Raw genomic sequence first — 26526 nt, 5'->3', positions numbered from 1 at the left:
TCAAAGTATTTCACGTGCCAGAGTGGCAATCGCCTGCGCGTCAAATCCGTGGTACTGACGCAGCCAGCCACGATCGGCTGCTGCAGCATACTCACCATCAGGGATCCCTAACCGCCTCAGAACCGCTCCCTCCCCTGCTTCTGCCAACACTTCTGCCACCAGACTTCCCAGACCACCATTAACGTTATGCTCTTCCACGGTAATCACCGCTTTACAGCCCTGTAATGCAGATAAAAGCGCTTTCGTATCACACGGTCGAATTGAAGGTACACTGACCACCGTCGCCTGAATACCGGAATCAGCCAACAGCGCGGCAGCATCAACGATTTCATGCACTGTCGAACCTGTCGCCACCAGCGCTACATTGCCTCCTTCACGCAGCGTCACCACCGCCCCTGGAACAAAACGATAACTCTCGTCATGGAGCTCCGGAAGTGCTTTCCCGTCAAGACGGATATAAACCGGCCCCTGATAACCGATGGCGTAGTCGATAACCTGACGACATTCACGCGGCGAAGATGGGGCAAAAATCTGAATGTTGCCGAAGCCGCGCATAATGGCAATATCATCAATCGAGTGGTGAGTACTCGCCAGCGGACCATAGCTGGCACCTGCGTTAAGACCAAATAACTTCACATTAGTATTGTTGTAACAAACGTCGACCTTAATTTGCTCATTGGCACGTGAGATCAGGAATGGCGCGGCATTACAAGTGACAGCCACCTTACCGCCGAGGGCCAAACCAGCCGCCGTTCCAACCATGCTTTGTTCGGCAATACCCACATTCACCAAACGCCCTGGAAACTGCTTAATGAAGGGGGCGATTTTTGCGGTTGATGTAGAGTCGGCGACTACCGGCACCAGATCGACACCACGTTCTACTGCGTCAATAAATGCCTGGACCATAACGTTTGCGAGGTGCTCTGCATTACTCATCTTTCAGTTCCTCCAGTGCCAGTTCAATCTCTTCACCTTTCGGTACGCGGTGGTGCCATTCGGGACGCCCCTGAATAAAGGAGATACCTGCGCCTTTCGTGGTATTGGCAATAATGACATTAGGTTTCCCCTCCTGCTTCAGGCCATCCAGCGCAGCGACAACAGACGTCATGTCATTCCCCTGACATTCCATAACATTCATGCCAAAAGCCAACCATTTATCTGCCAGAGGATCGGTATTCATAATTTCTCGGGTCGGCCCAGCCAACTGGAGATTATTTTTGTCGTTGATAATGATTAGATTATCCAGACCATAATGAGCCGCAGCCAGTGCCGCCTCCCAGTTACTTCCCTCAGCTAGTTCACCGTCACCGGTAATTAAAAAGATACGGCGGGTGCTGTTGCTCTTCTTCGCTGCTAACGCCAATCCGACCGCAACAGGTAAACCATGGCCCAACGCGCCTGTATTCAGTTCAATGCCCGGTGTTTTCTGGCGAACGGGGTGTCCGGGGAGATGGGAATTGGCATGTTGATACGTTTCCAGCCAATCGATGGGGAAATAACCCGCCTCCGCCAGGACACAGTAGTAACACCCTACCGCATGCCCTTTAGACTGGATATAAACGTCGCGCTCTTCATCATTGATACGATCCGGGGCAACATTAAGAATTCGGAAATAGAGCGCTGTCAGCAGTTCGACCTGAGAGAGGTCTGCGCCAGTATGTCCCCCTGCAGGGCTGTTAGCATTCAGTCTAACGATGTGGCGGCGTACAGCTCGCGCTTTGCGCTCAAGTGTCTGGACATCATAGTTGTAGGGATTCATTTAATACCTCTGAATTTATTTTCAATATGGAATATTTATTCCATCAGGAACTAAAAAAACCAGAAATCCCCAGGCGTTGCATCACAAGGCTTGCGCGCTGCGTCATACTCAGGAACATTCTGCCTCCTTACCGCATGCAAACTGATGCCGGGTAATATTCAGTTGACCTGAAATCATCATGAATATATATTCACAGATGACTCTTTATTCAATTATGCGACCAATTTTCCATTTTTGTCCATAGCTGTTTTTGAGTATTGGTTAAAGTTAGAGCTTTATCACACTTAACTGTCTTCATTTTTCGCGTATGATAAAACACTCTAAGATAATGGCGGTACGTAAATGATTTTCGGGGAAATATATGGCTAAGCAGGATGAACAACGGCTATTGGTTAAAATCGCAACCCTTTACTATCTTGAGGGACGCAAACAATCCGATATTGCTCAGCTTCTCTCGCTTTCTCAGTCGTTTATATCCCGAGCCATCACTCGCTGCCAAAAAGAAGGTGTGGTAAAAATCAGCGTCGTCCAGCCCTCAAATATCTTCCTGAATCTTGAGAAAGGCATCGAAGAACGCTACGGGCTGAAGCAGGCAATTGTGGTGGATACGGAAGAGGATGCCAGTGATTACACCATCAAGCGGGCCATCGGCTCTGCCGCTGCACACTACCTGGAAACACGCTTGCGGCCCAAAGATCTGGTAGGGGTGTCTTCATGGAGTTCAACAATTCGCGCCATGGTTGATGAAGTCCACACCCAAAATCTTAAAGCAGGCGGCGTTATTCAACTACTGGGTGGTGTAGGACCTAACGGTAACGTACAGGCTACCATTCTGACACAGACACTTGCTCAACATTTGAACTGTGAAGCCTGGTTACTTCCATCACAAAGCATCGAAGGCTCGGTCGAAGAGAAAAATCGCCTCATCGCCAGTAAAGACGTCGCTGACGTCATTTCTCGCTTCGATAATGTCGATATCGCTATTGTTGGTGTCGGTATTCTGGAACCTTCTCAGTTACTGAAAACCTCAGGTAACTACTATCACGAAGATATGCTGCAAGTCCTGGCCGATCGCGGTGCCGTTGGCGATATTTGTCTGCACTACTATGACAAAAATGGTCAACCGGTATTAACGGATGATGAAGATCCGGTTATCGGTATGGCCCTCGACAAAGTGAAAAAATGTCCGAATGTGGTGGCACTGGCAGGAGGAACGGATAAGGTTGCCGCGATTAAGGGTGCGCTGAATGGCGGCTATATCGACGTTCTGATCACCGACTATCCTACCGCCCGCATGTTGATAACAGGCTAATCTTAACTTCCAACCAGGCCTGTGTGTTGTGAGCACCTGACACAAAGGCCATCATAAAACTCTTTAATTTCAATAAACTGAAAGGATTCACCTTCTCATAATTTTTGCTGCGAGTGGGTATTCCCTGGTCAGGCTAAGTGTGATTACCAGCACAATTGATGATTTTTTCTGTAGCTCAACAGCCAGATTGTGGCTAAGGTATTAAATAAATAATCAATACCGAATATATATTCACAAGTTAAAGATTCGATATGTCACAACTGAACCTGATGAAGTAATGACGCGACAATGAGGGAGAATTTCCCTACAACGCCGGGACGCAATGTGACTCAGGAGATAATCTATGTGTGCAGCGAAGAAAGAGTTCATTATTGCGCTGGATGAAGGCACGACCAATGCGAAAGCAATAGCGCTTGATGATCAGGGCAATGTCGTCGCAAAGTTTTCCCAACCACTGGCCATTCATACTCCGCGAGAAGGTTGGGTTGAACAATCCGGCGAAATGTTGATTGACGCTTCTATTGACGTCATTGCCAAAGCGGTGAATCACGTTGGGGCAGAAAACGTGGCGGCACTGGCGATCAGTAATCAGCGAGAAACCGCGATTGGCTGGTATCGTCATACAGGTAAACCACTGAATTCAGCCATCACCTGGCAATGTACCCGCAGTGCAGCTTACTGCGAGGCACTGCGCCAGGATAATAAAGAGCAGTTGATTAAAACAACGACAGGCCTGCCAATAGCCCCATTGTTCTCAGCATCTAAAATGCGCTGGCTGCTGGAATCGGTGACTGATGGCCCACTGCTCGCGAAACAGGGACTAATTTGTCTTGGAACAATCGATAGCTGGCTGCTGTGGAACTTAACCGGCGGTGAAGCTTTCTCCTGCGACTATTCCAATGCTGCACGCACACAGTTACTCAATCTGCACACCGGAGAGTGGGATGACACAATGCTGTCATTGTTCCATATTCCTCGCGCCGCATTGCCGGAAATCAAACCATCGAGCGGGTTATTTGGTCACACCCGTGGACTGAATGGGATCCCGGACGGCATTCCGGTGATGTCGATGGTCGGTGACTCACACGCCGCTTTGTTCGGCCATGCTCTCGGTGAGATGGGATGCGTTAAGGCCACGTACGGCACAGGTTCTTCTGTAATGGCTCCGGTGAAATCCGCGCAGAGTGATATTGGTGCGCTGGCTACCACTATCGCCTGGCACGATGGCGACAGCATCATTTACGGCCTTGAAGGAAATATTCCACACACCGGCGATGCAGTTGCGTGGATGGCGGAAAGCACCGGACTCAGCGAACTGCCTGACGCCGAACTAACTCACGAGTTGAATACCCTTCCAGAGTCTGTTGAATCAACGCTCGGCGTGTACTTTGTCCCTGCCCTCACCGGGCTAGGCGCGCCCTGGTGGAATGACAGCGCCCGCGGCGTTATCTGCGGACTCAGTCGGGGTGTAAAGCGGGCGCATTTAATTCGCGCCGCGCTCGAGTCGATTACTTACCAAATCGCCGACGTCGTGGTCACTATGCAACAGCATAATGATTTTAGCCTGTCAGCATTGATGGTTGATGGCGGACCAACCAGGAATGACTGGTTAATGCAATATCAGGCAGATCTATTGGGTTGCCCTGTGATGCGCAGCGATGTACCGGAACTTTCGGCCATTGGCGCAGCATTACTGGCGCGTAAAGCACTTCACCCTGGATCGCTCACTGATTTAAAAGCCTTTTTAACCGTACACAGCAAATTTCAGCCCGACATGGCCCGTCATCACCGTCTGCAAAAAAGGTGGCAAGAATGGCGTCATGCGGTAGACAGAACATTATGGAAACCGGCCTCGTCCGTCTGACGCCTTACCAGGGAAAATACGTGACGATTTTTTACCAACGATAAAAGGAGAACTCCGGCCCATAAAAGAATTAAGGCTTTACGTTGTTTCACCGTACCCGACAATAACAACACAGAGAGAACATTGTCATGAAATTACGTTTAACGCTGCTAACCGCTGCAACCCTGACTGCTTTGTCTTTTACTGCCCATGCCGCAGATAAAGGGACAATCATGATTATGGTTAACTCACTGGATAACCCTTATTACGCCTCTGAGGCAAAAGGTGCCAGTGAAAAAGCGCAAGAGTTAGGTTACAAAACCACGATTCTTTCGCACAGTGAAGATGTTAAAAAACAGAATGAATTAATCGATACCGCCATCGGCAAAAAAGTCCAGGGTATTGTGCTGGATAATGCAGACTCAACCGCCAGTGTTGCGGCAATTGAAAAAGCAAAAAAAGCAGGTATTCCTGTCATATTAATCAACAGGGAAATTCCGGTTGATGATGTTGCGCTTGTACAAATCACCCATAATAACTTCCAGGCTGGTTCTGAAGTGGCCAACGTATTTGTTGAGAAGATGGGCGAAAAAGGCAAATATGCCGAATTGACCTGTAACCTGGCTGATAATAACTGCGTTACTCGCTCTAAGTCCTTCCACCAGGTTATTGATCAGTTCCCGGACATGACCAGCGTCGCCAAACAGGATGCAAAAGGTACGCTTATCGACGGTAAACGTATTATGGACAGCATTCTGCAGGCACATCCGGACGTTAAAGGTGTCATCTGCGGTAACGGTCCTGTAGCGCTTGGCGCCATCGCCGCGCTCAAAGCTGCCAACCGTAACGACGTTATTGTCGTTGGCATTGATGGCAGCAACGACGAACGCGATGCGGTAAAAGCAGGAACACTACAAGCCACGGTGATGCTTCAGGCTCAGGCGATCGCTGCACAGGGCGTCACGGACCTGGATAACTACCTGCAAAATGGCGTAAAACCAACTAAACAACGCGTCATGTTCCGCGGCATTCTCATCACTAAAGATAACGCAGATAAAGTACAGGATTTCAATATCAAATCCTGATCTCGGGTTATTGCGCCTCTCGCGAGGCGCAAAGGAGAATATTATGACTAAAAAAGCCTGGCTGGCGCTGGCCGTATTGACCGTCGGAGGATGTCGCATCGTCTCTCAGCAAGAGCTGGCGGATCTCAAATCTCCACCAAACCCAAATATGGCGAATATAGACCAAACGTGGCAAAGCAAAATTGTCCCACAAATTGTTGGACAGGCTCGTCCGGTAGCTGAATTAATGGCCGCGTTGCAAACCGAGCCAGACATTGATAGCGCCTGTAAAAATCTTGGCTACCGTTCCCAGGAAGAAAACCCCTGTATCTTTTACGTGAAAGTAGAGGGGCCAATTAGTCATCTTGATACCACTTCCCGCAGTGGAAAAATGACTATCACGGATAAAAGCGGCAGCAATATTATCGTACAGATAGGCCCAACCCTGCGTGGTACGCAATTACGCGATGCCTATAAAGGTGCCAGCTATGGCGACTTCAACGACCAGGTATTATTTGGCGAATATGGTCGGGCCATTAACGAACAAGCGATAAAGATGATTCAAGCGTCGCAACTTAAAACTGGTGAATTAACACAAGTCTATGGTGTTTTTTCTTCATGGGATATTCCGCAAACGCTCCCGGATATTACACCGGCAAAAATAGAAAAGATGAGGGGACAGTAAAATGCAACAGCAAGATATCGTCGCTCCCCATCCAGTCGAATCAGAAGTTATTATCGAAACCCGCGATCTGTCACGCGTCTACCCTGGGGTAGTCGCATTAGATAGCGTTAATTACCGGGTATATCGTAATAAAGTAAACGTGCTGATCGGAGAAAATGGTGCCGGTAAATCCACCATGATGAAAATGCTTGCTGGTGTTGAAAGCCCATCGTCCGGTCAAATCTTTCTGGACGGTAAGCCAGTTTCCCTGAACTCAACTCATCAGGCTGAAAAACAGGGTATTAGCATTATTTTCCAGGAATTGAATCTATTCCCAAATATGAACGTCATGGACAACATCTTCATGGCTAATGAGTTCTTTCAGAAAGGGAGAATTAACGAAAAGTACCAGTATGCATTGGCTAAATCTTTACTGGAAAGACTTGAGCTGGAAGTTGATCCGTATACGCCCCTGGATGAACTCGGGATTGGCCACCAGCAACTGGTTGAGATTGCCCGTGCCCTTTCAAAAGATACGCGCGTTCTAATTATGGACGAACCAACGTCAGCCCTCAGCCAGTCTGAGGTAAAGGTGTTGTTCAATGTGATTGAGCAACTCAAGCGGCGTGGCGTTACCATCATCTATATATCTCATCGTCTTGAAGAACTGATGGAAATTGGTGACTACATCACTATCTTCCGTGATGGTCGATTTATCAGTGAAAGAACGGTCAGCGATGCCAGCATTCCATGGATCATTGAGCAAATGGTTGGCGATAAGAAAAAACATTTCGATTATCAGCCTGCACCAAAAGGTGACACGATCCTTTCTGTTCAGGGACTCACAGCGCTCCATCCCAGCGGCGGCTATAAGCTCAATGACGTAACATTTAGCTTAAGTAAAGGTGAAGTGATTGGAATCTACGGTCTGCTGGGCGCAGGACGTACAGAACTGTTCAAAGGCCTGGTTGGACTGATGCCTTGCCAGAGTGGGAATGTTCAGCTCAACGGTGAATGCATTAATAAAGCCCACTTTCAGTCCCGACTGAAAAAAGGGCTGGCGCTGGTACCAGAAGACAGACAGGGCGAAGGAGTCATTCAGATGATGTCAATTCAGTCCAACATGACGCTGTCTGACTTCAGCCTGAAAGGATTTCGCCGTGCCTGGAAATGGCTCAACCCGCATAAAGAACAGGCCAGCGTGAAGAATATGATCCAGCAGTTGGCCATCAAAGTCAGCGATCCCGAGCTGCCTATCACCTCATTGAGTGGAGGCAACCAGCAAAAGGTTGTGCTCGGCAAAGCATTAATGACGCAACCACAAGTGGTCTTCCTCGATGAACCTACTCGCGGCATCGATGTAGGCGCCAAAACTGACGTATATCACCTTATCGGCAAAATGGCTCAGCAAGGGCTGGCGGTGATGTTCTCCTCATCAGAGCTGGACGAAGTGATGGCGCTGGCGGACCGCATTCTGGTGATGGCCGATGGCCGCATTACCGCAGATGTCCCTCGCCATGCGGTCACTCGCGAGAAATTGATCGCAGCTTCTACACCTCAAGATTAATCAGGCTGGAATCCATCATGAACCAGAAATATATGATTTATATGTACCTGCTGAAGGCCAGAACGTTTATCGCTCTGCTGCTGGTGATCGCATTCTTCAGCGTGATGGTACCGAATTTCCTGACCACATCTAACCTGCTGATTATGACCCAGCATGTTGCGATCACCGGGTTACTGGCGATTGGTATGACGCTGGTGATCCTGACAGGAGGCATTGATCTGTCAGTCGGAGCCGTCGCCGGGATCTGCGGCATGGTCGCCGGAGCCTTGCTTACCAATGGACTGCCCATCTGGGGCGGCAATATCCTCTTTTTCAACGTGCCAGAAGTTATTCTCTTTGTCGCTATCTTCGGCATCATTGTTGGATTTGTTAACGGCGCGGTAATCACTCGCTTCGGAGTTGCACCCTTTATCTGTACCCTCGGCATGATGTACGTCGCCAGGGGGTCCGCCTTGCTGTTTAATGACGGTAGCACCTACCCCAACCTTAACGGTATAGAAGCACTGGGTAACACGGGCTTTGCCACGCTGGGTTCAGGCACGCTACTGGGGATTTATCTGCCCATCTGGTTGATGATTGCTTTCCTGATATTGGGCTATTGGATCACCACCAAAACCCCGCTTGGTCGCTATATCTACGCTATCGGGGGGAACGAATCTGCTGCGCGCCTGGCTGGCGTACCTATCGTAAAAGCGAAAATCTTCGTGTACGCCTTCTCCGGGTTGTGTGCCGCTTTTGTCGGTCTGATTGTGGCATCGCAACTGCAAACTGCACATCCCATGACCGGAAACATGTTTGAAATGGATGCCATTGGAGCCACCGTCCTGGGCGGAACCGCTCTTGCTGGCGGACGCGGACGGGTATCTGGCTCCATTATCGGTGCCTTTGTAATCGTCTTTCTGGCGGATGGCATGGTGATGATGGGTGTCAGCGATTTCTGGCAAATGGTGATTAAAGGCGTTGTTATCGTCACTGCTGTGGTCGTCGACCAGTTCCAGCAAAAGCTACAGAACAAGGTCATTCTGATGCGTCGCCATGAAGAAAAGCAGACGGCGGCACCCTCGGCAAACACGATATCCAGCTAATCAGCATCATTCCGCCGGGCATCTGATGCCCGGCTTATACAGGGGAAAGAAATATGCAACGTGATTTTCATGGTAAGACAATCGTCATCACAGGCGCATGCCGGGGAATTGGAGCCGGTATCGCCGAACGTTTCGCCCGAGACGGCGCAAATCTGGTGATGGTATCCAATGCCGAACGTGTCCACGAAACGGCTGAACAACTGCGTCATCGTTACCAGGCCGACATTCTGTCTTTGCAGGTTGATGTCACCAATGAGGCGCAGGTGCAATCACTGTATGAACAGGCCGCCGCGCGCTTTGGCACCATTGATGTATCCATCCAGAACGCAGGTGTTATCACTATCGATTATTTCGACCGCATGCCGAAAGCGGATTTCGAAAAGGTCCTCGCCGTAAACACTACCGGTGTGTGGCTCTGCTGCAGGGAAGCCGCAAAATATATGGTTAAACAAAACCAGGGCTGCCTGATTAACACGTCCTCCGGTCAGGGACGCCAGGGTTTTATCTACACCCCGCATTATGCCGCCAGCAAGATGGGCGTGATCGGTATTACTCAAAGTCTGGCGCATGAGCTGGCACCGTGGAATATCACCGTCAATGCTTTCTGCCCGGGAATTATCGAAAGTGAAATGTGGGATTACAACGACCGCGTATGGGGAGAGATCCTTAGTACCGATGAAAAACGCTATGGTAAAGGTGAACTGATGGCGGAATGGGTTGAAGGCATTCCCATGAAACGAGCGGGCAAACCTGAGGATGTCGCCGGACTGGTCGCTTTCCTGGCCTCTGACGATGCTCGTTATCTCACCGGACAAACCATCAATATCGATGGCGGCCTGATTATGTCGTAACGCCCGCAAGGGTATTCGCAGGGAGAGTCATCACTATGATCGCAAAAGATTTTGCTCAACAACTGTTTAACCTTGAAGGGCGCGTCGCTTTCGTGACCGGCGCAGGCAGCGGTATTGGTCAGACTATCGCGTATGCCCTCGCCAGTGCGGGTGCTCGCGTAGTTTGCTTTGACTTGCGCGAAGACGGCGGACTAAAAGAGACCGTCAATAATATCGAAGCAATTGGCGGGCAGGCTGCACTCTATTCGGGCGATGTCCGGCAGCTTAACGACCTGCGCGCCGCAGTTGCGCTGGCGAAAAAGCAATTCGGTCGTCTGGATATTGCAGTGAATGCGGCAGGTATCGCTAACGCCAATCCCGCGCTGGAAATGGAGAGCGAGCAGTGGCAACGCGTAATTGACATCAATCTCACCGGTGTATGGAACTCCTGTAAAGCCGAAGCAGAATTGATGATTGAATCCGGCGGCGGTTCGATCATCAACATCGCTTCCATGTCCGGGATTATCGTTAACCGGGGACTTGAACAGGCGCATTACAACAGTTCCAAAGCAGGCGTCATTCATCTCTCAAAAAGCCTGGCGATGGAGTGGATTGAAAAAGGTATTCGCGTGAACTCAATCAGCCCAGGCTATACCGCCACACCGATGAATACCCGTCCGGAGATGGTTCATCAGACACGGGAATTTGAAAGCCAGACGCCCATTCAGCGAATGGCTAAGGTGGAAGAAATGGCAGGCCCGGCGTTATTTCTTGCCAGCGATGCCGCCTCATTTTGCACCGGTGTAGATCTGGTGGTGGACGGCGGCTTTATCTGTTGGTAAATGCCAATTCGCCCGCAGATATCACAAACTGCGGGCGTTAACTTAAATCGCTCTACATGCCACCAGCGTTTTTCGCTGTCGCCCTTTTTCGTCAAAGTTTTCCGGGGCCAGCCAGCGCTGCAAAACGGCGTCACATTGCGGCCACTCGCCGTCAATCATCGATAGCCAGTCGCTGTCGCGATTGCGTCCCTTACGCACAATTTTCTGGCGAAAGCGTCCTTCGTGAACAAACCCTAAACGCTCCGCCGCCCGACGGGACGCGACATTCAGCGAGTCACATTTCCACTCCACGCGACGGTAGCCCATAGCAAATGCCTGGTTCAGCAACAGCCAGATGGTTTCGGTGCCCAGCACCGTATTTTTCATGCGTGGCGACCATGTCACATGACCAATTTCCACCGAGCCGTTTACAAGATCGATCGCCATAAAACACACCAGACCCACGGCACGTCCTGAGCGTAAATCAATCACCGCATAGGGAACCAGCGACGCATCTGTTGATTTCCCCATAATCCAGCGCACGGTCTCCTCAACGTTCGATGGACGTGTGCTGGCAAGCCAGGTCCAGTCACGCTCATCAGGAGCCTGCGCGTAGGCGTCAAACAGATCGGCTGCATGGCTGTCGGCATCCAAAGGCTCAAGACGGCAATAATGCCCTTCCAGCAAAATCCGAGTCAGTGCTGACGCGCCATTCCAGTCTGGAAGTGCGTCTCCTACCGTCTGCCCATAAACATTTATTTCCGGCACAGTTCACCCCTGTATAAAAAGTAAAAAACAGTTATAGCATCGGCCATTTTACGGTCAAAGCGCAGGTGCGCGATTTCTGACACTGAACGAAGAACCCCCTGCCCTTCTATACTGATTAAAAATCAACGCAGAAGGGAAAGCGCTATGTCACTACCCGATTTTCACGTCTCCGAACCGTTTACGTTAGGGATTGAACTGGAAATGCAGGTGGTCAACCCTCCAGGTTTCGATCTGAGTCAGGACTCTTCTCGGCTGATCGACGATGTTAAACCACAACTCACCGCCGGAGAGGTGAAACACGATATCACCGAAAGTATGCTGGAGATGGCGACCGGCGTCTGTCGCAACATTGATCAGGCAGCGGCGGAATTTTCCACTATGCAGCAGGTCATTATGCGATCTGCCGGTAAATACCACCTCGAAATTTGCGGCGGGGGTACACATCCCTTTCAAAAGTGGCAGCGCCAGGAAGTGTGTGATGACGAGCGCTACCGGCGTAACCTGGAAAACTTTGGCTATCTCATTCAGCAGGCGACAGTGTTTGGCCAGCATGTCCACGTTGGCTGTGAAAACGGTGATGACGCGATTTACCTCCTGCACGGCCTGTCGCGGTTTGTTCCCCATTTTATTGCACTCTCAGCCGCCTCACCTTACATGCAGGAAGCCGACACACGATTTGCCTGCGCGCGCCTTAATATTTTCTCCGGATTTCCCGATAACGGCCCCATGCCATGGGTTAAAACCTGGCAGGAATTTGAAGGACTGTTTCGCCGACTGTCCTGGACCAGCATGATTGACAGCATTAAAGATCTGCACTGGGATATCCGCCCAAGCCCGCACTTTGGCACAGTAGAAGTTCGGGTGATGGACACCCCACTGACCCTTAACCATGCCGTTAATATGGCAGGATTAATTCAGGCCACCTCCCACTGGTTATTAACCGAACGTCCGTTCAAACACCAGGAGCGTGATTACCTGCTTTACAAATTTAATCGTTTTCAGGCCTGCCGTTTTGGTATGGATGGGGTATTAACCGATGTGAACACCGGGGATCATCATCGTCTGGCGGATGACACGCTACGGCTGCTGGAAAACGTTGCATCCTCGGCGAAAAAAGTGGGCGCTACCAGCGCGATTACCGCCCTACGACAGCAGGTGAAAAATGGTCATAATGAAGCGCAACAGATGCGTGATTTCGTCGCGAAAGGCGGGTCATTAAGCGGTCTGGTGAAGAAACATTGTGAGATCTGGTCTGGGCTTTAAGCAGGGTTTGCGTTAGCGGAAGATATCCCGGACAATGGGTTTTTAACTCAAGTTTAACAATGTTATGAAACACCCGCTTGAATCACTAATGACCGCCGCCGGGATCCTGCTGATGGCGTTTCTTTCCTGCCTGCTGCTACCTGCGCCCTCGCTCGGCCTGGTGCTGGCACAAAAGTTCGTCGCCGCCTTTCATTTAATGGATCTCAATCAGTTTTATACTTTGCTGTTTTGTCTGTGGTTTTTACTGCTGGGGGTGATTGAGTATTTTGTTCTGCGCTTCATCTGGCGACGCTGGTTCTCGCTGGCAGATTAATCCCGCGAGAACCCTTGCTGCGCTAGTGGGTGCGACTGTGATTTTCTTTACGATAAGCGCCGGGCGGCTGGCTAAACGTACGAGTGAAAATCCGTGTAAAAGTCTGTTGTGAATCGAAGCCATACTTCAGACAAATATCGTACACCTTCTGGTCGGTATCACGCAGGTCACGCGCCGCCAGTAATAGCTTACGTTCACGGATGTAACGCCCGAGGCTTTCACCTTTGTACTGCATAAACAAACGCTGCAAGTGCCATTTTGAATATCCCGCGTGGCGGGCAATATCATCAATGCGCAATGGTTGATTTAAATTATCATCAATCCATTCGACAATTGTTTCGATAACCTGAGCAGAAATCGTCATCGTCATCTCCCTGTGTTCATTGGGCCGTTTGCTGCCACCAGGCCGTAAACTGTTGGTCTGGTTCGGACAGTACTACCTGCTCACCCAGCATAGGCGTCAGCAAACGGTAATCTTTGAGGCGACTGGCAAGCGCCAGGCGTTTGTAGGGATCGTCCCAGGTGTGTTTTGCCAGAACGAAGCGACCGGCATGTCCCGGTAAAACGGCTTTCGCATGGAGATCCGCTGCCGCCTGCGCAGTCTCTTCCGGCATCATGTGGATAAACTTCCAGTCCTGGTCATATTGACCATTTTCCATGATGGCTAAATCGACCGTACCAAACTGCTCGCCAATCGCTTTAAAATGCGGTCCGTAGCCGGAGTCTCCGCTGTAATAAACGTTCTGTTCTGGCGTTTCAAACATGAAACTTGCCCACAGCGTTTGATTACGTTTAATGCCTCTACCCGAAAAATGGCGCGCCGGCAGTACATGGACAATCAGTGAATCAGTCACTCTGACGGACTGATTCCAGTCACGCTCCTCTATTATCTCGCTGTTCATCCCCCAGTAACGCAGGTGTGAACCAACGCCAAGCGGGGTAATCACCCGTTTAATCTTTGGCATCAACGCCTTGATGGTTGCATGATCCAGATGGTCATAGTGGTCATGTGAGATGATCAGCAAATCGATTTCCGGCATGTTCTGCGCCGTCCACGGGTAATCCCCGACAAAGGCTTTATTCAGAAACGAAAACGGCGCTGCGTAATTGCTGAACACCGGATCAATAAGGATGCGTTGGCCAGCCAACTGTAAGTACCACGAGGAGTGGCCCAGCCAGACCAGGGTATCTTGCTCCGGTAATAAACTCGCGAGATGGGTCGCCACCAGCGGTAGCGGCTGTGCAGGCCGCGCATTTTCACGTTTAGCAACCAGAAACTCCCACCACGCCGCCAGCATACTTTTGTTGCCGGTATAGCCCGGTGTAGGCACCTGGTTATGAAACTGTCCATCACGATAGTGTGGCGACTGTTCAACCTGGCTTAGTTGTGCCCCTTGCGGCGCCTGACCAAATCCAGCATTGAGTACGAATGGTAAACTTGCAGTAGCGGCAATGAGCATAATAACAACCACACAAACTGTGAGACGCTTCATATCCTGACCTTAAACGCGCCTCCTTTCCGTTGGTTTGCGCGACTGACTCTTGATTATGAGTGAGTAAGCACTCATTATAGAAATCGAAAGTTCGCCGTCAAGATGATTTTCAATCTTTGACATTCGCCGTTGCGGTACTGCAAAGGCCGTGATTCAATCGTGTTTTTTACAGACTTAAGGGTAAAGTGTAGTGGCTCGTCCGAAGAGTGAAGACAAAAAAATGGCATTACTGGAAGCTGCAACCACAGCATTTGCACAATCTGGCATTGCGGCCTCTACCGCCGTCATTGCCCGTAATGCTGGGGTTGCGGAGGGAACGTTGTTTCGCTATTTCGCGACAAAAGATGATCTCATCAACGAGCTTTATCTCTATCTAAAGCACGATCTCTGTCAGTCGATGATGGCTAATCTGGACCGTTCGGTGACCGATGCCAAAACTATGACTCACTACATCTGGAACAGCTACATTAGCTGGGGTTTGAATCACACTACCGGGCACCGTACCATTCGCCAGCTTGCCGTCAGCGAGAAAATCTCCAAAGAAACCGAACAACAGGCTGACGATATGTTCCCGGAACTACGCGATCTTTGTCATCGCTCCGTGCGGCCCGAGTTCATGTCTGACGAGTATCGCGCCTTCGGTGACGGGCTTTTTCTGTCGCTGGCGGAAACAACAATGGAATTCGCCGCCCGCGATCCTGCCCGTGCAAATGAATACATTGCTATGGGATTTGAAGCTATGTGGCGTGCGCTCACTCGCGAGGAAAAATAATGGACGGTCAGACATTACACGCTTGTGCGAAACGTGTTGCGCTTGAACTCCCTTTTACCGAGCTCTGCTGGCCATTCGGCCCTGAGTTTGACGTCTTTAAGGTCGGCGGCAAGATTTTTATGATTGTCTCCGAGCAACGCGGACGCCCTCTGGTCAACCTGAAGTCTGAACCGCAAAAATCGCTGTTAAATCAGCAGATTTACCGCAGCATCGAGCCAGGCTATCACATGAATAAAAAGCACTGGATCTCGGTCTATCCTGGTGACGATATTAGCGAGTCATTACTAACAGAGCTGGTGAATGACTCATGGCATCGGGTTGTTGACGGTCTTCCTAAACGGGATCAAAAACGCCTGCGCCCCACCTGATTTATCGTTAGCGCCGATAAGTGTTTTTGCATTTTTCCGTCTTATCTTTTTTTCGCTAACCCTGTACCCTGCTGAAACTAAAACGCACCCGCAGGGTACGAAAAACCACCAGGAGTTTTTATGGATATTGTTTCTGTCGCCTTAAAACGTTACTCCACTAAGGCATTCGATCCGAGTAAAAAACTGACCGCTGAGCAGGCAGAAAAATTAAAAACGCTGCTGCAGTTCAGTCCGTCCAGCACCAACTCCCAGCCGTGGCATTTCATCGTTGCCAGCACTGACGAAGGGAAAGCGCGCGTAGCAAAATCCGCCGCCGGTAACTTTGTGTTCAACGAGCGTAAAATGCTTGATGCTTCTCACGTCGTGGTGTTCTGCGCCAAAACAGCTATGGACGACGCGTGGCTGGAGCGTGTCGTGGATCAAGAAGAGATCGATGGTCGTTTTGCGACCCCGGAAGCCAAGGCGGCTAACCACAAAGGGCGCACATTCTTTGCTGACATGCACCGCAAAGAGCTCAAAGATGACAACCACTGGATGGCAAAACAGGTGTACCTGAACGTAGGTAACTTCCTGTTGGGCGTTGCGGCGATGGGCCTGGATGCCGTGCCGATCGAAGGTTTTGATGCCGCTGTTCTCGACGCAGAGTTTGGCCTGAAAGAAAAAGGCTACACCAGCGTGGTTATCGTCCCGGTGGGCCACCACAGCGTAGAGGACTTCAACGCCGCACTGCCAAAATCACGCCTGCCACAGGAAACGACGCTGACGGAAGTCTGATTTCCCCATACAGCCCGGGAGGCTTACGCCATCGGGCTTTTTACTGCTTATCCAGCCACGCTAATGCTTGCTCCCCGGCTGCATCCATCGGTAAATAAACCAGCAGTCGCGAACCGTTACGAGGTGCTGAATACCAGTACATCTGCTGCAAACTAAAACGCCCCAACTGCGGATGGTGAAAGTTTTTCACCTGATTTTCCACGCCCCGAACCTCATAACGCTGATGCCACAACGCTTCGAACTCAGAAGACGCGGCAAAAAAACGCGCCAATTTATTCTCCCAGATCGGATCGCCCCGATGCTCCGCCATTGCTGCACGAAAGTACGAGACAAACGTCGGTAATACATCGCAATTTTCGATACGGCTTCGCCAGGTTTCATTGGTGAGATAGAGGTAAATACAGTTGCGGTCTTCGTCCGGAAGCGTAGCAAAATCAATCCCCATTAAGCGGCAAAAACTGTCATTCCACGCCACAATGTCAAAACTGGGTTTCTGGATGCTGGCAGGCTGCGGCATCAGACTGTCTAGCATCCGCCGGGCGCCTGGACTGATGCCTTCACACACCGTAGCCGCCGTCGATTCCGGCGGTGTCAATCCTACCAGCACAAACAGGTGACGGGTTTCCAGAGGGCTGCATTGCAGTGCATTCGCCACGCTCAGCAGTACCGTTTGCGACGGGTTCACCTCGCGCCCCTGCTCCAGCCAGGTGTACCAGGTTACACCAACATTAGCCAGCATCGCGACCTCTTCGCGGCGCAGGCCGGGTGTTCGCCGCCGCCCGATTCTCGGCAGCCCCAGTCGTTGCGGGTCAAGGCTTTCTCGTCGCACACGCAAAAACGCACCGAGCTGTTTGCGGCTGTCATCAGGAAGGATAGCCACAGATTCAGGTTGTGCCATTACCGCCATATACACTCCAGCATGGTAGTACCAATACCCGTATAACCAGGAACTGGTACCCGTTTAATTATTCAGTGATGCTACGTCCATCTGCTGAATGACGCAATGGAGTTACCATGAATACCTCAGTTGTTTCACCCGGTCGCGTAGGGTTACTGCTGTTACTCACAGGCCAAATGCTGCCGCTTATTGATACATCAATTACCAATGTCGCGTTGGATTCCATTACGCAGTCGCTACAGGCTACCACGACCCAGCTTGAGTTGATTGTTGCCTTATACGGTGTGACCTTCGCCGTCTGTCTGGCGTTAGGAAGCAAACTCGGCGATAACTACGGTCGCCGCCGCCTGTTTATGTGGGGCGTCGTCGTGTTTGGGTTAGCATCCCTGTTTTGCGGTTTGGCAAACTCCATAGACATGTTACTGAGTGCCCGTGTTTTACAAGGTGCGGGGGCTGCGCTAATCGTACCGCAGATTCTCGCCACCCTTCACGTCACGTTGAAAGGTACAGCACATGCGCGAGCCATCAGTTTGTACGGGGGTATTGGCGGTATCGCTTTTATCGTAGGCCAGATGGGTGGGGGATGGTTAGTTTCAGCAGATATTGCCGGACTGGGCTGGCGCAACGCGTTTTTTATTAATGTCCCGATCTGCCTGTTGGTGCTGATTTTCAGCCGCCGTTATGTCCCCGAAACTACCCGAGAAACCCGGGCCGATATTGACTGGCTGGGAACCACCGGTCTGGCAGCTATCCTCTGTTGCCTCCTTTTTCCGATGGCATTAGGCCCGGAAACCGGCTGGCCATGGCAGACACAGGTAGCACTTGTCGCGATCCTGCCGTTGGGGTGGTGGATGCGGAGCAATGCATTACGCCAGGAACAACGTCAGCGACAGCCTCTTTTGCCACCACGCCTGTTGAGGCTCAGCAGCATCCGGTTCGGTGTCCTGATTGCATTACTGTTTTTTAGCGCCTGGTCAGGTTTTATGTTCTGCATGGCTCTGACCCTGCAAGCAGGTCTTGGTATGGCACCGTGGGAATCCGGCAATAGCTTTATTGCCCTCGGCGCGGCCTATTTTATCTCAGCGTGTTATGCGCCGCGATTGATTGCCCGCTATAGCACAGGGCGTATTCTGTTAACCGGCCTGGTCATTCAAATTACAGGATTAACAGGGCTCATACTGACCTTCTGGCATTCGGGCCTGCAAACTTCAGTGTTCACGCTGATCCCGGCGACAACGCTTATCGGTTACGGCCAGGCGCTGATTGTGAACAGTTTTTATCGTATCGGTATGCGCGATATCACCACACATGATGCAGGTGCCGGAACGACCATTTTGAGTACGCTACAGCAGGCTACACTCGGGCTCGGCCCCGCCATGTTAGGCGCGTTGTTTTTGCATCTGCAGCAGCATAACCACGGTGATTACACGCGGTCGGTTATCGGTTTTTTGGCCGTCGAAGCCGCAATGATGATTGTTCTGCTTCTGGCAACGTTATTTTTCCGTCGCACGCTGAATGTCGTACAACCCCGTGCCTGTGTCGCCTCAAAATAGAGAGTGAGGAGTACGCATTTGCATAACCTCTGCACAGCGGTCATCATAGACCGCTGTTTATTAAGGAGACGTTATGCAGGAATTGATATCTCAGGTAGAAGAACTCGGCATTGAAATGAATCACACCACTTCGCTGGTGATGATTTTTGGCATTATTTTTATCACCGCCATTATTGTTCACGTTATTTTGCACTGGGTGGTACTACGCGCATTTGAAAAACGTGCCAACGCCAGCTCCCGTCTGTGGCTACAAATCATCACGCAGAACAAATTATTTCATCGTCTGGCGTTTACGCTGCAAGGTATCATCGTCAATATCCAGGCTGCGCTCTGGTTACAAAAAGGAAGCGAAGCCGCCGAAATATTAGTGACCTGCGCACAGCTGTGGATCATGATGTACGCTCTGCTATCCTTATTCTCCCTGCTGGACGTTATTCTCAATCTGTCGCAGAAACTCCCTGCCGCATCACAGCTACCGTTAAAAGGTATATTTCAGGGCATCAAGTTAATTGGTGCAATTATCATCGGTATTTTGATGATTTCCCTGTTGATTGGCCAGTCACCAGCAATACTCATTAGTGGCTTAGGTGCAATGGCCGCCGTCTTAATGCTGGTATTTAAAGATCCAATCCTCGGTCTGGTCGCCGGAATACAACTTTCTGCCAACGATATGCTCAAACTGGGCGACTGGCTGGAAATGCCGAAATACGGCGCAGATGGCGCGGTGATCGATATCGGTTTAACCACTGTCAAAGTACGTAACTGGGATAATACCATTACCACTATTCCAACCTGGTCGCTGGTATCGGACTCCTTTAAAAACTGGAGCGGGATGTCAGCGTCCGGCGGTCGCCGAATTAAACGCAGCATCAATATTGATGCCACCAGCATTCATTTTCTCGATGAGGATGAACGCCAGCGACTGCATAAAGCGCACTTGCTTAAACCGTATTTAACGACACGCCATCAGGAAATTAATGAATGGAACCAGCAGTTAGATGCGCCTGAATCCGTACTAAATCACCGTCAGATGACCAATATCGGGACGTTTCGCGCCTATCTGAACGAATATTTACGTCACCATCCACGCATCCGCAAAGATATGACGTTGATGGTTCGCCAGTTGGCCCCGGACGATCACGGTTTACCTATTGAGATTTATGCCTTCACCAATACGGTAGTGTGGCTGGAATACGAAAGTATTCAGGCTGATATCTTCGACCATATTTTTGCCGTGGTCGAAGAGTTTGGTTTACGCATTCATCAGTCCCCTACCGGGAATGATATTCGTGCGCTGTCAGGCGCATTTCAGCGGTAGTCCTCAGGTGCTGGCGCGTGAAATATAGCGCCAGTCCATCATGACCCTTTCGGCAGGGGCATCTGGATTTTCAATTCTATTTAGCAATAACCCTACCGCCTTGCGGCCAATATCGCGCGAGGGTTGCTCAATGGTCGTAAGCTGTGGGGAGACCATTTCCGCCAGTTCCGTGCCGTCAAATCCAACCACGGCAATGTCCTGTGGGATCTGTAACCCGGCGTTGATAATCGCGCGCATGGCTCCGGCTGCCAGCGTGTCGGACACGGCAAATACCGCATCGGGTTTCACCTCTGCCGCCAGTAAGGTTTCCATCGCGGCAATACCAGCGCTGGAACTTAATTCACTGGCGTACTCCACCGCCTGATACTCAAGCGACAGCGCATGCAGCGCCGCTTTGTATCCCCGTTCACGCAAACGCGCGTATTTATAGCTCAGATCATGGTTGATCAACGCAATGCGCCGGTAGCCCTTGTCCACCAGATGCGATATCACCGACTGCGCGGCATCCACATCGTTGATACCCACACAGGAAACCGCACCTTTATCGGCATATTCCGCACACTGCACCCAGGGCGCATCGCCAATCAACGTAGTCAGTTCTGGTAATTTAGAAAACGCATCCATGGTGATGATGCCGTCAACGATTTTACCTGACAGCAGTTTCAGTGCTGATTTCGAGCGGGCCGTATCAGAGCCAGAATTACACAGCAAAATGCGATAGCCGTTCTTCTCAGCCTCCTCCTCAATGCCTTTCACCACCTCGGCACAAAAAGGGTTGGCTATGTTGGAGACCATCACCAGGATCATCGAACTTCGTGCCGTGCGTAGTTGGCGGGCAAGCAGGTTGGGCTGATAATTGCTTTCCTTGATAGCCTGTAGCACGCGCTCGCGGTTTTTGGCTTTGACGGTATCACTGTTATTCAGCACTCGTGATACCGTCGCCACCGATACACCGGCAAGCTGGGCGATTTTTTGAATAGACATAACGACGACACATCCTGCGGTTTTCGCTTTGCGTTGAGGCTACCATAAAATCACCGCCCGGCGAACCGGGTGCGTATTTAACGCTGTACCGACACCCAACGCTGCTGCTGATGGCTTTTTATAATAGCATCAATGACATACATCACATCAGCGCCATCCGTGAACGAAGCAAAACGACGGGCCTCAGGCGCAGGCATTTTCCCTGCCTGCACCGCCTGGTAAAACTGCAGCATCATATTTTTGAACGCATCTGGCCACCCCTCAATATGTCCGCCCGGAAAATGCGCACTTGCGGCTACCTCGGCATTCATCAGTCCCGGATCATCCGTCAGGATCTGATTCGCCTGCTGGCGATGTCCCACCCATAGTTGCTGCGGTGTTTCCTGGTCCCAGCTCAAAGAATGTTGGCTGCCGTTAATCTCAAAACTCAGATGGTTCTTTCGCCCGGCGCTGACCTGAGAAACACTAAAACAGCCCTTGCTACCATCCTCAAAACGCACCAGCACCGATCCACAGTCTTCGGTAGTAACCGGTTTATCTTCAAGCTGTCGGTCTGCGGTCTGCTGATTAAAGGTCGCACCACCGGTAATGCTGGCTTTGCGTGTTGGCCAGACGATAGCAAGATCGGCCATCACCTCCACAATACGCTTGCCAGTAACGAACTGCACCGTGTCGCACCAGTGCGAGCCGATATCTGCCACTGCCCGCGAGCCACCGCCAAGTGCTGCATCGACGCGCCAGTTGTAGTCAGTTTCCAGCAGCATCCAGTCCTGCAAATAGCAGCCCTGCACGGCAAACAGACGCCCAACGCTGCCGTTGCGTACCATGCTGGCCGCCTGCTGTACCATTGCAAACTGGCGATAAACAAAGCTAACACCATGCACCACGCCCGCCTGCTCAGCCAGATCCACCAGTTCATGAGCCTCATCAGGCGTCATACAGAGCGGCTTTTCAGAAAATACATGCAGCCCGGCACGCAAAATCTGTCGATTGATGTCAGCATGCAGATGATTCGGCGTGCAGTTATGCACCACCTGTAGCCCCGGATGCGCCAGCAACGCTTCAACGCTACCGTACGCATGGGGAACATGTAACGAACGAGCCCGTTCATCAGCAACGGCCTGTGAGCTGTCGCAAAGTGCCACCACGTTCACATTACCCAGCCGACGCAGCGCCTCAATATGCGCAGGCCCAATAAATCCGCTACCAATAATACCAACCTGTATCATTTGCGTACCTCATCGCCAGCGGCGAAATCATCAAATGCGCGAGATGAAACCGGAATAATATGGCGTTGAATAAACCCGCTACCTTCACTGGCCCCCGTTTCTGCCTCTTTCAAACAGCATTCCCACTCCAGGACTGCCCAACCATGATAATCATATTGCGTGAGTTTGCTGAAAATCGTTTTGAAATCAACCTGTCCATCCCCCAGCGAGCGGAACCGTCCGGCGCGGTCAATCCATGGCTGATAGCCGCCGTACACGCCGCTTCGGCTATTGGCACGGTACTCAGCATCTTTAACGTGAAACGCTTTGATGCGCGAATGGTAGATATCGATAAACCCGAGATAGTCCATCTGTTGCAGTAGCAGGTGGCTGGGATCGTAAAGGATATTGCAACGCGGATGATCATCAACCAGCGCCAAAAAACGTTCGAAAGTGACACCATCATGCAGATCTTCGCCTGGATGGATCTCATAACAAACATCCACGCCGTGTTCATCAAAACAGTCAAGAATGGGCCGCCAACGACGTGCCAGTTCCTGAAATGCCTCCTCAAAACGCTGGCGATTATGCGGTGGCCACGGATAAAAATAGGGCCAGGCGAGAGAACCAGAAAACGTCGCGTGCGCCGTCAGCCCCAGCCTTTGTGAAGCGGCCGCAGCCTGTTGTAACGTCTGTGTCGCCCACGCCTGGCGGGCCTGGGGATCGGCGCGTAATGACTGTGGTGCAAATCCGGCAAAAGCATCATCGTAGGCAGGATGGACCGCAACCAGTTGACCTTCGAGATGAGTGGATAACTCGCTGATCGCCAGCCCATGTTCCGCCAGCATCCCGCGAATATCATCGCAGTAGGTCTGGCTTACCGCAGCCTGTTCGACATCAAACAGCGACTTGTGATTACACGGGATCTGTAATGCCTTATAGCCTAATCCCGCCGCCCACTCAGCCAGCCCTTTCAGGGTGTTAAACGGAGGTTGCCCACCGATAAACTGTGCCAGAAAAATCCCCGGTCCCTTAATGGTTCTCATAACCCCTCCTGAATATTACGCGCGCTCTTTCTCGTCATACTTGAAAGAGAAAAGGAAAATCACAGCAATTACTGCGGCGGCTACTGCCGGGATCCACCAGAAAGTAGTCCATGCCTGAGGCACGGTCTGTCCCGCGACCAGTCGGTTATACAGCGCACCGGAAATTTGCGAACCCAGCAGCATGCCAATCCCGTAGGTAAACATGACGATCATGCTTTGCGCCTGACCTTTTACTTTTTCCCCGGCAATACGGTCGGTGTAGATAAAACCAACCACAAAGAAGAAGTCGTAACACACCCCATGTAACAAAATACCGAGATAAAGCAAGAAACGCCCCTCTTCACTGATGCCAAGCGCAAAGAAGGCATAACGCACAAACCAGGCGCACATGCCGATAAGCAGCATGTATTTCACGCCCAGTCGTCGGAACAAGAACGGGATCACCAGCATGAAGAAAATTTCAGACATCTGGCCGAATGACATGGCCGTGCTGACATCACCAACGCCCGCATCCGCCAGAAACGACGCGGTGTACGCATAGTATGTCCCCAGCGGCACTGAGATTAACGTCGCGCAGAGAGAGAAGACAAAGAAGTGGCGAGTTTTGAGTAAAGCAAAGGCATCTGCGCAAAACAGATCACGCACTTTTACCGGCAGCCCTTTCGCCGGAGCGGGTGTATTGGGCAACGTCAGACTATAGAGCGCCAGAATCACTGAAATAACCGCAGCCAGCGTAAAGATGCCTGTCGTATCTGAAATGCCGGTTACGCCGATGAAGATCCCCGCGACAATCCAGCCAATAGTGCCAAACACCCGCACTACCGGGAAAGTTTTGTCTTTATCGGACAAGCTATGAAATGCGATATTGTTGGTCAACGCCAGCGTTGGCATGTAGCACAACGTGTAGCCAAACAGCAGACCAATCAGCAGTGCGCCGTTTTGCGCCACCAGCGCCTGCGGCACAAACCAGAGGATCGCAGCCCCAGCAAGGTGCATCACCGCCATCACCTTTTGCGAAGCAAAGAAGCGATCCACCAACATCCCCAAGACAAACGGCGACAAAATCGAGGCGATTGGTCCGGCGGAAAACGCATCACCAATCAGCAGAGACATGTTGTGCTGGCTCATCACCAACCCCAACGTGACAGACCAGCTTCCCCAAATAAAGAACTGTAAAAACATCATTAGCGAGAGCCTCGGCACCAGCAGTCTGTACCGTACGCTCTGTTTTCCACTACTTTCGGTTGTCGACACCATTTTTTGCCTCACCTTTAAAAAGTAATCGATTACAAACAGGTTCAAATAAAAAGTAATCGATTACAAAATAAAGATCCTGTGAAGCGATTCAGAACTGCGAGTTCAATCACGATAAAGATCGAGAGATGACCGATCTCATCATCAGGATGAGATCGGTTAGCGATTAGCGGGCTTTACGGCGCAGCAGTTTGAAGGCAACAAACAGGAACAGGATCCATGCCGGCAGCAGCATGGCCGACAAGCGCATATCATCCATGGTACACATCAGCACCAGGATCAAAGCAAGGAAGGCAATACACAGATAGTTTCCGACCGGATATAACAGCGCCTTGAACTGGGTATCACGCCCCTTGCGACGCATCGCCGCACGGAAACGCAGATGCGCCAGACAAATCATAATCCAGTTCAGCAACAGGGTCGCAACCACCAGCGCCATCAGCAAACTAAACGCTTTTTGCGGCAGCACGTAGTTGATCAATACCACCAGCGATGTGATAGCGCCGGAAAGAATCAATGAGTTAACTGGCACGCCGCGACGGCTGACACGGGTTAGAAACTTCGGTGCATTCCCCTGTACCGAAAGGCCAAACAGCATACGGCTATTGGAATACACGCCACTGTTATAGACCGACAGCGAAGCTACCAGGATAACGAAGTTGAGCGCTGAAGCCACCACGTTGCTGTCAAGATTATGGAAAATCATGACAAACGGGCTGCTGTTTGATTTCACTTCCACCCAAGGATACAGCGCCAGCAATACCACCAGTGAGCCGATGTAAAACAGCAAAATACGATACACCACCTGGTTTACTGCTTTCGGGATACTTTTTTGAGGATCCTGTGCTTCAGCCGCTGTAATGCCGATCAGCTCCAGTCCACCAAAAGAAAACATAATCACTGCCAGCGACAGGATCAAACCATTCCAGCCGGTAGCAAAGAAACCGTTGTAGCGCCAGAGATTATCGATGCTCGCATGTTCACCGCCGTTGCCGGAAAACAGCATCCATATACCAAAACCAATCATGCCGATAATCGCCAGCACTTTAATCAGTGCGAACCAGAATTCCGTTTCACCATACAGACGAACGTTGACCAGATTGACGGCATTGATAATAACAAAGAAAGCGGCGGCCCAAATCCAGGTCGGGACATCGGGCAGCCAGTACTGCATGTAGATCCCGGCTGCGGTAAGCTCCGCCATGCCGACCAGTACAAACATTACCCAGTAGTTCCAGCCAGACAGAAAGCCGGCAAAGGGTCCCCAGTATTTATAGGCAAAGTGGGCAAACGATCCGGAAACGGGTTCTTCAACCACCATTTCGCCCAACTGACGCATAATCAGAAACGCGATTATTCCGGCGACACCGTAGCCCAGCAGGACCGCAGGTCCCGCCATCTGAATTGCCGGGCCAATCCCCAGAAACAGGCCCGTGCCAATTGCGCCACCCAGCGCAATTAATTGAATATGGCGGTTTTGCAACCCCCGCTGAAGCGTCGGTTCATTAGTCGACGCGGCATCGGACACACTAGTGTCAGATGCAGTTGACGCGTTTTTCACGCCCTACC

At 51.0% G+C, this 26526-nt stretch carries 26 protein-coding genes; 15 read left to right on the top strand and 11 right to left on the bottom strand.

Going from position 1 to position 26526, the window contains the following annotated elements:
• Nucleotides 1–936: a transketolase family protein gene (locus tag OGY01_RS13335; RefSeq protein ID WP_045440940.1), complete on the bottom strand. Its 936-nt coding sequence runs from the start codon at nucleotides 934–936 to the stop codon at nucleotides 1–3.
• Entirely contained in the window at nucleotides 929–1759 is an 831-nt protein-coding gene (locus OGY01_RS13330) for a transketolase (RefSeq protein WP_045440938.1), read from the bottom strand. The genes OGY01_RS13335 and OGY01_RS13330 overlap by 8 nt, the downstream gene beginning before the upstream one ends.
• A 361-nt stretch (nucleotides 1760–2120) precedes the next feature.
• On the opposite strand from OGY01_RS13330, the gene OGY01_RS13325 reads away from it, so the two are divergent.
• From OGY01_RS13325 to OGY01_RS13290, 8 genes are all read left to right on the top strand, one after another.
• Nucleotides 2121–3071 carry a sugar-binding transcriptional regulator gene (locus OGY01_RS13325; RefSeq protein ID WP_045440936.1) on the top strand — a complete coding sequence of 317 codons (951 nt, stop codon included), beginning with the start codon at nucleotides 2121–2123 and terminating at the stop codon, nucleotides 3069–3071.
• Nucleotides 3072–3414: 343 nt separating this feature from the next.
• On the top strand, nucleotides 3415–4935 hold the full coding sequence (locus OGY01_RS13320; protein WP_200041963.1) for an FGGY family carbohydrate kinase: 1521 nt from the start codon (nucleotides 3415–3417) through the stop codon (nucleotides 4933–4935).
• 128 nt (nucleotides 4936–5063) lie between these two features.
• Nucleotides 5064–5999 carry a D-ribose ABC transporter substrate-binding protein gene (locus OGY01_RS13315; protein ID WP_286493216.1) on the top strand — a complete coding sequence of 312 codons (936 nt, stop codon included), beginning with the start codon at nucleotides 5064–5066 and terminating at the stop codon, nucleotides 5997–5999.
• Between the two features lie 43 nt (nucleotides 6000–6042).
• The gene (locus tag OGY01_RS13310; RefSeq protein WP_045440931.1) at nucleotides 6043–6663 is read left to right on the top strand and encodes a DUF2291 family protein; all 621 of its coding nucleotides are present in this window, start codon (nucleotides 6043–6045) and stop codon (nucleotides 6661–6663) included.
• Nucleotide 6664: 1 nt separating this feature from the next.
• A complete protein-coding gene (locus OGY01_RS13305; protein WP_286493215.1) occupies nucleotides 6665–8209 on the top strand; it encodes a sugar ABC transporter ATP-binding protein in 1545 nt (514 codons plus the stop codon).
• A 17-nt stretch (nucleotides 8210–8226) separates the two neighbouring features.
• On the top strand, nucleotides 8227–9294 hold the full coding sequence (locus OGY01_RS13300) for an ABC transporter permease (protein ID WP_045440927.1): 1068 nt from the start codon (nucleotides 8227–8229) through the stop codon (nucleotides 9292–9294).
• Between the two features lie 53 nt (nucleotides 9295–9347).
• Nucleotides 9348–10145 carry an SDR family oxidoreductase gene (locus tag OGY01_RS13295; protein ID WP_200010485.1) on the top strand — a complete coding sequence of 266 codons (798 nt, stop codon included), beginning with the start codon at nucleotides 9348–9350 and terminating at the stop codon, nucleotides 10143–10145.
• 35 nt (nucleotides 10146–10180) lie between these two features.
• Nucleotides 10181–10966 (top strand): SDR family oxidoreductase, encoded by a 786-nt coding sequence (locus OGY01_RS13290; protein WP_045440923.1) that lies wholly within the window; start codon nucleotides 10181–10183, stop codon nucleotides 10964–10966.
• 42 nt (nucleotides 10967–11008) lie between these two features.
• Here the strand turns inward: OGY01_RS13290 and OGY01_RS13285 are convergent, their stop codons facing one another.
• Nucleotides 11009–11713: a GNAT family N-acetyltransferase gene (locus tag OGY01_RS13285; protein ID WP_200010481.1), complete on the bottom strand. Its 705-nt coding sequence runs from the start codon at nucleotides 11711–11713 to the stop codon at nucleotides 11009–11011.
• A gap of 144 nt (nucleotides 11714–11857) precedes the next feature.
• Between OGY01_RS13285 and OGY01_RS13280 the strand changes: the two genes are divergently transcribed.
• A complete protein-coding gene (locus tag OGY01_RS13280; protein WP_286493213.1) occupies nucleotides 11858–12976 on the top strand; it encodes a YbdK family carboxylate-amine ligase in 1119 nt (372 codons plus the stop codon).
• 64 nt (nucleotides 12977–13040) lie between these two features.
• Nucleotides 13041–13289 carry a DUF1158 domain-containing protein gene (locus OGY01_RS13275; RefSeq protein WP_045440916.1) on the top strand — a complete coding sequence of 83 codons (249 nt, stop codon included), beginning with the start codon at nucleotides 13041–13043 and terminating at the stop codon, nucleotides 13287–13289.
• A gap of 22 nt (nucleotides 13290–13311) precedes the next feature.
• Here the strand turns inward: OGY01_RS13275 and OGY01_RS13270 are convergent, their stop codons facing one another.
• Nucleotides 13312–13653 (bottom strand): RamA family antibiotic efflux transcriptional regulator, encoded by a 342-nt coding sequence (locus OGY01_RS13270; RefSeq protein WP_045440915.1) that lies wholly within the window; start codon nucleotides 13651–13653, stop codon nucleotides 13312–13314.
• A gap of 16 nt (nucleotides 13654–13669) precedes the next feature.
• Nucleotides 13670–14782 carry an MBL fold metallo-hydrolase gene (locus tag OGY01_RS13265; RefSeq protein WP_286493212.1) on the bottom strand — a complete coding sequence of 371 codons (1113 nt, stop codon included), beginning with the start codon at nucleotides 14780–14782 and terminating at the stop codon, nucleotides 13670–13672.
• A gap of 190 nt (nucleotides 14783–14972) precedes the next feature.
• Here OGY01_RS13265 and OGY01_RS13260 point away from each other — a divergent pair, with 190 nt between their 5' ends.
• From OGY01_RS13260 to nfsB, 3 genes are all read left to right on the top strand, one after another.
• Complete coding sequence (locus OGY01_RS13260) at nucleotides 14973–15554, top strand: TetR/AcrR family transcriptional regulator (protein ID WP_048221892.1); 582 nt, start codon at nucleotides 14973–14975, stop codon at nucleotides 15552–15554.
• Nucleotides 15554–15922, top strand: a complete 369-nt coding sequence (locus OGY01_RS13255; RefSeq protein ID WP_045440911.1) for an MmcQ/YjbR family DNA-binding protein — start codon at nucleotides 15554–15556, stop codon at nucleotides 15920–15922. The genes OGY01_RS13260 and OGY01_RS13255 overlap by 1 nt, the downstream gene beginning before the upstream one ends.
• Nucleotides 15923–16042: 120 nt before the next feature.
• The gene (gene nfsB, locus OGY01_RS13250) at nucleotides 16043–16696 is read left to right on the top strand and encodes an oxygen-insensitive NAD(P)H nitroreductase (protein WP_045440910.1); all 654 of its coding nucleotides are present in this window, start codon (nucleotides 16043–16045) and stop codon (nucleotides 16694–16696) included.
• A gap of 40 nt (nucleotides 16697–16736) precedes the next feature.
• Here nfsB and OGY01_RS13245 read toward each other — a convergent pair whose 3' ends face one another.
• Nucleotides 16737–17603, bottom strand: coding sequence for a helix-turn-helix transcriptional regulator (locus tag OGY01_RS13245; protein WP_286493211.1), 867 nt, complete (start codon nucleotides 17601–17603; stop codon nucleotides 16737–16739).
• Nucleotides 17604–17710: 107 nt separating this feature from the next.
• Here OGY01_RS13245 and OGY01_RS13240 point away from each other — a divergent pair, with 107 nt between their 5' ends.
• Nucleotides 17711–19147: an MFS transporter gene (locus OGY01_RS13240; protein ID WP_286493210.1), complete on the top strand. Its 1437-nt coding sequence runs from the start codon at nucleotides 17711–17713 to the stop codon at nucleotides 19145–19147.
• A 73-nt stretch (nucleotides 19148–19220) separates the two neighbouring features.
• Nucleotides 19221–20465: a mechanosensitive ion channel family protein gene (locus tag OGY01_RS13235; protein WP_045440904.1), complete on the top strand. Its 1245-nt coding sequence runs from the start codon at nucleotides 19221–19223 to the stop codon at nucleotides 20463–20465.
• 3 nt (nucleotides 20466–20468) lie between these two features.
• On the opposite strand, the gene OGY01_RS13230 is transcribed toward OGY01_RS13235, so the two are convergent.
• The 5 genes from OGY01_RS13230 to pheP all read right to left on the bottom strand — a co-directional run bounded on the left by OGY01_RS13230 (nucleotide 20469) and on the right by pheP (nucleotide 26518).
• Nucleotides 20469–21449, bottom strand: coding sequence for a LacI family DNA-binding transcriptional regulator (locus tag OGY01_RS13230; RefSeq protein WP_045440902.1), 981 nt, complete (start codon nucleotides 21447–21449; stop codon nucleotides 20469–20471).
• Between the two features lie 77 nt (nucleotides 21450–21526).
• Complete coding sequence (locus OGY01_RS13225; RefSeq protein ID WP_286493209.1) at nucleotides 21527–22678, bottom strand: Gfo/Idh/MocA family protein; 1152 nt, start codon at nucleotides 22676–22678, stop codon at nucleotides 21527–21529.
• Nucleotides 22675–23703 carry a sugar phosphate isomerase/epimerase family protein gene (locus OGY01_RS13220; RefSeq protein WP_048221896.1) on the bottom strand — a complete coding sequence of 343 codons (1029 nt, stop codon included), beginning with the start codon at nucleotides 23701–23703 and terminating at the stop codon, nucleotides 22675–22677. Before OGY01_RS13220 ends, OGY01_RS13225 begins: the two co-directional genes overlap by 4 nt.
• Nucleotides 23704–23718: 15 nt before the next feature.
• Nucleotides 23719–24960, bottom strand: coding sequence for an MFS transporter (locus tag OGY01_RS13215; RefSeq protein WP_045440896.1), 1242 nt, complete (start codon nucleotides 24958–24960; stop codon nucleotides 23719–23721).
• 163 nt (nucleotides 24961–25123) lie between these two features.
• A complete protein-coding gene (gene pheP / locus OGY01_RS13210) occupies nucleotides 25124–26518 on the bottom strand; it encodes a phenylalanine transporter (RefSeq protein WP_045440895.1) in 1395 nt (464 codons plus the stop codon).
• Between the last annotated feature and the right edge of the window lie 8 nt (nucleotides 26519–26526).

The sequence above is a fragment of the Citrobacter sp. Cm038 genome (genome assembly GCF_030333105.1).
Classification (GTDB): Bacteria; Pseudomonadota; Gammaproteobacteria; order Enterobacterales; family Enterobacteriaceae; genus Citrobacter; species Citrobacter murliniae.
The sequence above is the reverse complement of the archived record's forward strand: the minus strand, read 5'-3'. Positions and strand labels throughout refer to the sequence as shown.